This is a genomic window from Asaia sp. SF2.1 (assembly GCF_000505765.1).
Lineage (GTDB): Bacteria > Pseudomonadota > Alphaproteobacteria > Acetobacterales > Acetobacteraceae > Asaia > Asaia bogorensis.
The window spans coordinates 65,269-71,675 of the sequence record NZ_AYXS01000012.1 but is presented as its reverse complement, the minus strand read 5'-3'; the positions used below and the strand labels follow the sequence as shown (position 1 = coordinate 71,675).

The 6,407-nt window shown below is 60.5% G+C and carries 5 protein-coding genes and 1 pseudogene; 4 read left to right on the top strand and 2 right to left on the bottom strand.

Features of this window, described 5'->3' with window-relative positions; genetic code table 11:
* Nucleotides 1–1,250 (top strand): DUF2142 domain-containing protein (locus P792_RS26775; RefSeq protein WP_023978397.1); only part of this gene is annotated, 1,250 nt, incomplete at its 5' end.
* Nucleotides 1,251–1,332: 82 nt separating this feature from the next.
* Here the strand turns inward: P792_RS26775 and purN are convergent.
* Both purN and purM read right to left on the bottom strand, forming a co-directional pair.
* Complete coding sequence (purN, locus tag P792_RS26770) at nucleotides 1,333–1,917, bottom strand: phosphoribosylglycinamide formyltransferase (RefSeq protein WP_023978396.1); 585 nt, start codon at nucleotides 1,915–1,917, stop codon at nucleotides 1,333–1,335.
* Nucleotides 1,918–1,925: 8 nt separating this feature from the next.
* On the bottom strand, nucleotides 1,926–2,984 hold the full coding sequence (purM, locus tag P792_RS26765; RefSeq protein ID WP_023978395.1) for a phosphoribosylformylglycinamidine cyclo-ligase: 1,059 nt from the start codon (nucleotides 2,982–2,984) through the stop codon (nucleotides 1,926–1,928).
* Nucleotides 2,985–3,079: 95 nt separating this feature from the next.
* Between purM and P792_RS26760 the strand changes: the two genes are divergently transcribed.
* The 3 genes and pseudogenes from P792_RS26760 to P792_RS38605 form a co-directional block, all read left to right on the top strand.
* Entirely contained in the window at nucleotides 3,080–3,811 is a 732-nt protein-coding gene (locus tag P792_RS26760) for an HdaA/DnaA family protein (RefSeq protein WP_023978394.1), read from the top strand.
* Nucleotides 3,812–4,044: 233 nt separating this feature from the next.
* Nucleotides 4,045–6,219, top strand: coding sequence for an RNA degradosome polyphosphate kinase (locus P792_RS26755; RefSeq protein ID WP_231944704.1), 2,175 nt, complete (start codon nucleotides 4,045–4,047; stop codon nucleotides 6,217–6,219).
* Nucleotides 6,176–6,407, top strand: a pseudogene (locus P792_RS38605) (hypothetical protein); the annotation flags it as partial. The gene P792_RS26755 and the pseudogene P792_RS38605, both read left to right, overlap by 44 nt.

Below are 6,407 nucleotides of genomic sequence, written 5' to 3'. Positions count from 1 at the left end.
TTGTTGGCATCAAGCTCGACGCGGCTCAGGCCGGAGGCTATCTGCCTGCCAATTTCCCCTCTGAGGCAGAATTGCTGAACAGCCTGCGTTTCCATGCCGAAACCAAGGTGGACATGAACGAGCTCTCAGCGCTTGCCGCCCGTCCATGGGATCATCGCCAGAGCTGGGCTTCTTTCGGCAATACGGTCATTTACGCTCCCATCACCTATTTGCCGGGCGCAGTCGTCACCTTTATCGGTCGCCATACGCGGGCGACAATCATCCAGACCAGCATCATGGTGCATGTGATCAATACGGTGATCAGCATTGCTCTGTGCACGCTCGCCATCGCGCTGGCCCGTCGCGGGGTGCTTTATCTGATGTTGCTTGCAAGCCTGCCCATGGTGATGGCGCTCAACGCGTCATGCTCGCAGGATGGCCTGATCTTCGCGCTCGCCCTTCTTACGGCTTCGCTGCTTACCCGGATCAATACGTTTGATCCGGGATCAACGCGCTTCTGGATTGGTATCGCCTGTCTTTTCGCCGTTCTGACGGTCAGCAAGCCCCCTCTGCTGCTGTGCAGCCTTATACCGCTTGGCCTGTTCCCCGCGCGGGAATGGCTGGGTGCGGGGCGCCGCAAATATCTGGCGGTGACCCCTTTCGTGGCCAGCATTGCGGCGTTTTTGATCTGGCAGCATTTCGGCATGACCCCGACCAAAGTGCAGTTCCTTGATGGGTCAGGCACGTCGGATAGTGGTCAGGTGCACTGGGTACTCACCCATCCTCTCTCGCTGCCGATGCTCGCCTACACGACGCTCAAGGTGAATCTCGGTCACAACATTCACGAGTTCATCGGGGTGCTTGGTTGGCTGGATACACTGTTTCCGGCCTGGTTCTATCGCCTTGTCTATGTGACGATTCTCGCTACGCTCTGCTTTTGCGCCTATCCAGCGATCAGAAACCGGGCTTTGGCACAAAACGGTAGAACGGTTCTTGTGACGGTGCTTGCGATGCTGCTTGCAGTCGGCGCTGTCTACTTCTCGCTTTATGTGATTTGGACCCCGGTAGGTGCGCCCATCATCGATGGCGTTCAGGGGCGCTACTTCCTGCCGATTGCGCCCTTTCTGGCTCTATTGTTTCCCCTCATGCCAAGAGCAAGCCAGCTTTCCCCGTCGGAAAGCACACAGCGTTGGGCCATGCTGGGTATGACCGCTTTCCTGTGCTTTGACCTTGTAACGCTCACGGGCGTTCTGGCCGCACGTTTCTGGTAAGGGAGCGCCCTGCTCCTCGAACCTGTAATACGCAATAAAAAAGCCCGGCTTGACCGGGCTTTTTTAGTCGAGAGAGGGCGCCTTATCGGGCTTTCAGAAACGCTGCGAGCGCTTCGGGGTAGAGGCGATGCTCCTGCTCCAGAACGCGTGCTGCGAGCGCGGAGGGTGTATCGCCCGGCAGGACCGGCACCTCGGCCTGGCCCAGAACCGGGCCTTCATCCACACCATCGGTAACCAGATGGACCGTGCAGCCATGACGGGTATCACCCGCCGCCAGGGCGCGCTCATGCGTATCCAGACCGGGATAGGCCGGCAGCAGGCTTGGATGGATGTTGAGCATGCGGCCGGCCCATCGCCCAACGAGATAAGGGGTCAGGACGCGCATGTAGCCCGCAAGGCAGATCACTTCGATTCCTGCCTTTTCGAGACAGGCCTCAATGGCCTTCTCGTGTCCTTCGCGGTCTTTCGGGAAAAGACGGTGATCGATCGCAACAGCTTCGAGGCCTGCGTTTCGTGCCGTATCGAGCCCCGCTGCATCCAGGTTATTGCTCAGCACAAGGGCAATGCGCGCCGGATAATCCGGTCGCGCACAGGCCTCGATCAGGGCATTCATGTTGCTGCCGCGCCCCGAGATGAAAACCGCAATGGGGGTTTTATGGACAGCCATTGTTTCGCTCATAGGGCGAAATCAACCTGGCCATCCAGCGCATAGCGTGGGCCATTGGCAGTAACGTCACCAATGCGATAGCCCTTTTCGCCTCGGGCTTCGAGCATGGCCAGAACCTTCTCGGGCTCGGGCGTGATCAGAACCATGCCGATGCCGCAATTGAAGACCTTGAGCATTTCGTCATGCGGGACATTGCCCGTGGTGGCCAGCCAGCGGAAGACAGGGGGCACGGGCCAGGTATCGGCTTCGATCTGTACGCCCAGACCCTCTGGCAGGACGCGCGGCAGGTTCCCGGGCAGGCCACCGCCGGTGATGTGCGCACAGCCATGCAGCAACCCTGCATGATGCAGGGCCATGACCGTTCGCACATAAAGCGCGGTGGGGCGCAGCAGCGCTTCGGCGAGCGTGCTGCCCGGCTCGAAGGGGGCTTCGCTGTTCCATTGCAGACCACTCATGGCCTTGATGCTGCGTACCAGCGAATAGCCGTTGGAATGAACGCCGGTGGAGGGGAGGGCGATCAATGTGTCGCCTTCGGTGATGCCGGCGGGGAGCAGAGCGGAACGCTCGGCTGCGCCAACGCTGAATCCGGCAAGATCGTAATGTCCGGAGTCATACATGCCGGGCATCTCGGCTGTTTCACCGCCGACCAGTGCGCAATCCGTATCGCGGCAGGCCTGTGCAATGCCCTTCACGACACGGGCAGCATCTTCGACAGCCAGTTTGCCGGTTGCCAGATAATCAAGGAAGAAAAGCGGCTGAGCGCCCTGCACCACAAGATCATTCACACACATGGCGACCAGATCGACGCCGACCGTATCATGCTGGCCGCTCTCGATGGCGACCATGAGCTTTGTGCCCACACCATCGGTGCAGCTGACGAGGATCGGGTCGGTGAAGCCGGCGGCCTTGAGGTCGAACAGCGCGCCGAAGCCGCCCAGACCACCCATTGTGCCCGGCCGGTCGGTCGATTTTGCTGCGGGCTTGATCGCCTCGACCAGCGCATCACCGGCCTCGATATCGACGCCGGAATCGCGATAGCTTGCTGAAGGGGAAATCGGATCGGTCATGCTGTCGCCTCGCTCGAAAAACCTGGCCGGTTGCGTTAGTATCTGTCCTTCTAATGGAGCCGACCCGGCTCGGAAAGGACCGGAACGGCTATTGAATGGACAAAGAAGCGGGAATTGACGGATTGGCGCCGGGCAACGCCGCCGCGCAACTCGCGCTGGCGCTGCGGCCGCCTGCAAGCGTTGCAGCCCGTCACTTCATTCCGTCGGCCTCCAACGCACAGGCGCGCCACTGGCTGAACCAGACTGGCTGGCCCGATCGCAGGCTGCTGCTTTGCGGTGACGACAGCTGTGGCAAAACGCATCTTCTGCACATCTGGGCGGCGAGGCGTCAGGCACGTGTTGTCGATGCGGCGACGCTGGATATGGCGCAGGTGGTCGAGATTGCGGGGGCAGCCCACAACACACTGGCGCTCGATCATCTGGAGCGTGTTACATCCGAGCGTGCCCTGCTGCATCTGCTTAATCTGGCGCGTGAACATCGCACGACCCTGCTAATCGCTTCGCGTTATGCGCCTGTCCGGCTGCCCATCGTTCTGCCTGATCTGGCGAGCCGCTTGCGGGCCATCACGGTGGTGCCGCTTCTGTCGCCTGAGGATTCCCTGCGTTTTGCCCTGCTTCTGCGCCTGATTGCAGAGCGTCAGATGATTGTCTCCAAGCCGATTCTCGATTGGCTCATGCACCATCTGCCGCGCACCTGCGATGCGATTGTGAGCGCGGTAGACCGGCTCGATCAGGCTGGGCTTGCTCATAACAGGCCACTCACGCGGGTCCTTGCACGACAGGCCCTGTCGGGACTGTTGGATGAGCCAGCCCCCGGCGAACGCTGAACCTGACCGCTCAGGCCATCACCGGGCCGGAACGTTTTATGATGATTGGGTTAAGGGGTTTGACGCGCGCTGCTCACGAGCCGATGTTGTTACTTCTCATTGGACAGAAACAGGAAACGTAGCGCGTGACGTCGTCTTCGGAAAAGGACTCAAAGCCCGCCCCCTCCAAGGCACCACGCGCCACACGGGCGAAAGCTCCAAGGGCGACGCGTGCCACGCGTGCCGTAGCCCGGATTCCTGACCCCGGAATCGTGACCTCACCGACGCGGTTCATCAACCGTGAATTATCCTGGCTCGATTTCAACCAGCGCGTGATTGAGGAGGCGGAAAACAGCCGCCACCCGTTGCTGGAGCGTCTGCGCTTTCTGTCGATCAGTGCCAGTAATCTGGATGAATTCTACTCGGTGCGTGTGGCAGGGCTTGTTGGTCAGGTGCGCGAGGGGCTGGTCGCCCCCTCGGCTGATGGTTTGACGCCAGCGCGGCAACTGACGAGCGTGCGCCGCAGCGCGGCGAAGCTCTTTGCGGCACAGCAGCGCATCTGGCGCCTGTTGCGCGGTGAACTCGCCCAGGCGGGGCTTCGCTTGTGCACACGTGAGGAACTGACAGACGCCGAGCGCGAGAGCATTGCCGCCAAGTTCGAGAACGAGATCTATCCTGTTCTGACGCCGCTTGCCATCGACCCCTCGCACCCCATGCCGTTCATTCCGAATCTTGGAATGGCGTTGGCACTACGCCTCAATGACCCGACGATCCCGGGGTTTTCGATGGATGCGCTGATTCTGCTGCCCCAGCAGATCGACCGTTTCATACGGCTGCCGGCGCCGCACAAGGAGGAGCCGGATATCCGCCCCGATGTGCGCTTTGTGGCGCTGGAGGATGTCATCCGGCTGCATATCACACGCCTCTTTCCCGGGATGGAAATTGCCGAGGGCGGGGTGCTGCGTATCATCCGCGATTCGGATGTCGAGTTCGAGGACGAAGCCGAGGATCTGGTGTTGTCCTACGAGACAGCGCTCAAGCAGCGCCGCCGTGGTGTGGGCATCCATCTTGCCCTTGACGCCTCCATACCGGAGAGCATGGGGCGTGAGTTCGCTGAAGAACTCGACGTGGCACGTGACGATGTGGTGGTTCAGCCCGATATCATCGGTGTGGTCGATCTCAAGCAGATGATCGTATCCGATCGCCCTGACCTGCTGTTCAAACCCTATACGCCGCGCTTCCCTGAGCGAATCCGCGATTATGACGGCGATTGCTTCGCAGCGATTCGCGCCAAGGATATCGTGGTGCATCATCCCTTCGAGAGCTTCGATGTGGTGGTGCAGTTTCTCAAACAGGCAGCGCTTGACCCCAACGTGGTGGCGATCAAGCAGACGCTCTATCGCACCTCGCGGGACAGCCCCATTGTGCGGGCGCTGATCGAGGCCGCCGAGTTGGGCAAGTCGGTCACGGCGATGGTTGAGCTGCGCGCGCGCTTTGACGAGGAAGCCAATATCCGCCTCGCGCGGTCGCTCGAATCGGCAGGTGTCCAGGTGGTGTTCGGCTTCACCCATCTCAAGACGCACGCCAAGCTCAGTCTCGTTGTCAGACGGGAAGCTGGGGGGCTGCGGTCCTACGCGCATTTCGGTACGGGCAATTATCATCCGATTACGGCGCGTATCTATACGGATCTATCCTTCTTCACCTGCGATCCCCAGCTCGCGAGCGATTCGGCCAAGCTGTTCAACTACATGACGGGTTATGCGACCCCGGTGGATATGGAGGCACTCGCTTTTGCCCCCATCACGCTGCGTGACACGCTCATGGACCTGATCGAGGGGGAGATCGCTCATGCCAAGGCCGGTCGCCCTGCCAAGATCTGGCTGAAGATGAATTCCCTGGTCGACCCGGCCCTGATCGATGCGCTCTACCGGGCGTCACGCGCCGGGGTGAGGGTGGTCGGAATCATTCGGGGTATCTGCTGCCTACGCCCCGGTGTGCCGGGCCTTTCGGAAAATATCGAGATCCGTTCGATCGTCGGTCGGTTTCTGGAACATGCGCGCATCTTCGCGTTTGGCAATGGCCATCGGATGCCTTCGCACAAGGCCAAGGTCTTTATCTCCTCGGCTGACTGGATGGGACGAAACATGGATCGTCGCGTCGAGGCGATGGTGCCGATCTTCAATTCGACCGTCCATGCCCAGATCCTGGGTCAGATCATGACCATGGATTTACGTGACACGCTTCAAAGCTGGGTGCTTTCCTCGCGTGGGGATTGGCATCGTGTATCTCCGGGGGCTAATCCCTTCTCGGCGCATGAATATTTCATGCATAACCCTTCGCTCTCCGGGCGCGGCTCGGCAGCGAGGGAGAAACCGCAGGATAAGGATGCGGGTCGTCGTGAACGGCCCGAGCGTATCCGCGAAGATTGAGGAAGAGGGTAGAGTGACGGGTACTGACGCGCCAAAGGGCCATCATCGCGCCGCCATCGTCGATCTGGGATCGAATTCGGTCCGGCTGGTCGTGTTCGAGGGCGTCACCCGTAATCCGATCCCGATCTTCAATGAAAAAGCCACGCTGCGTCTGGGGCGCGGGCTTGAGCAGACGGGCCGCCTGAATG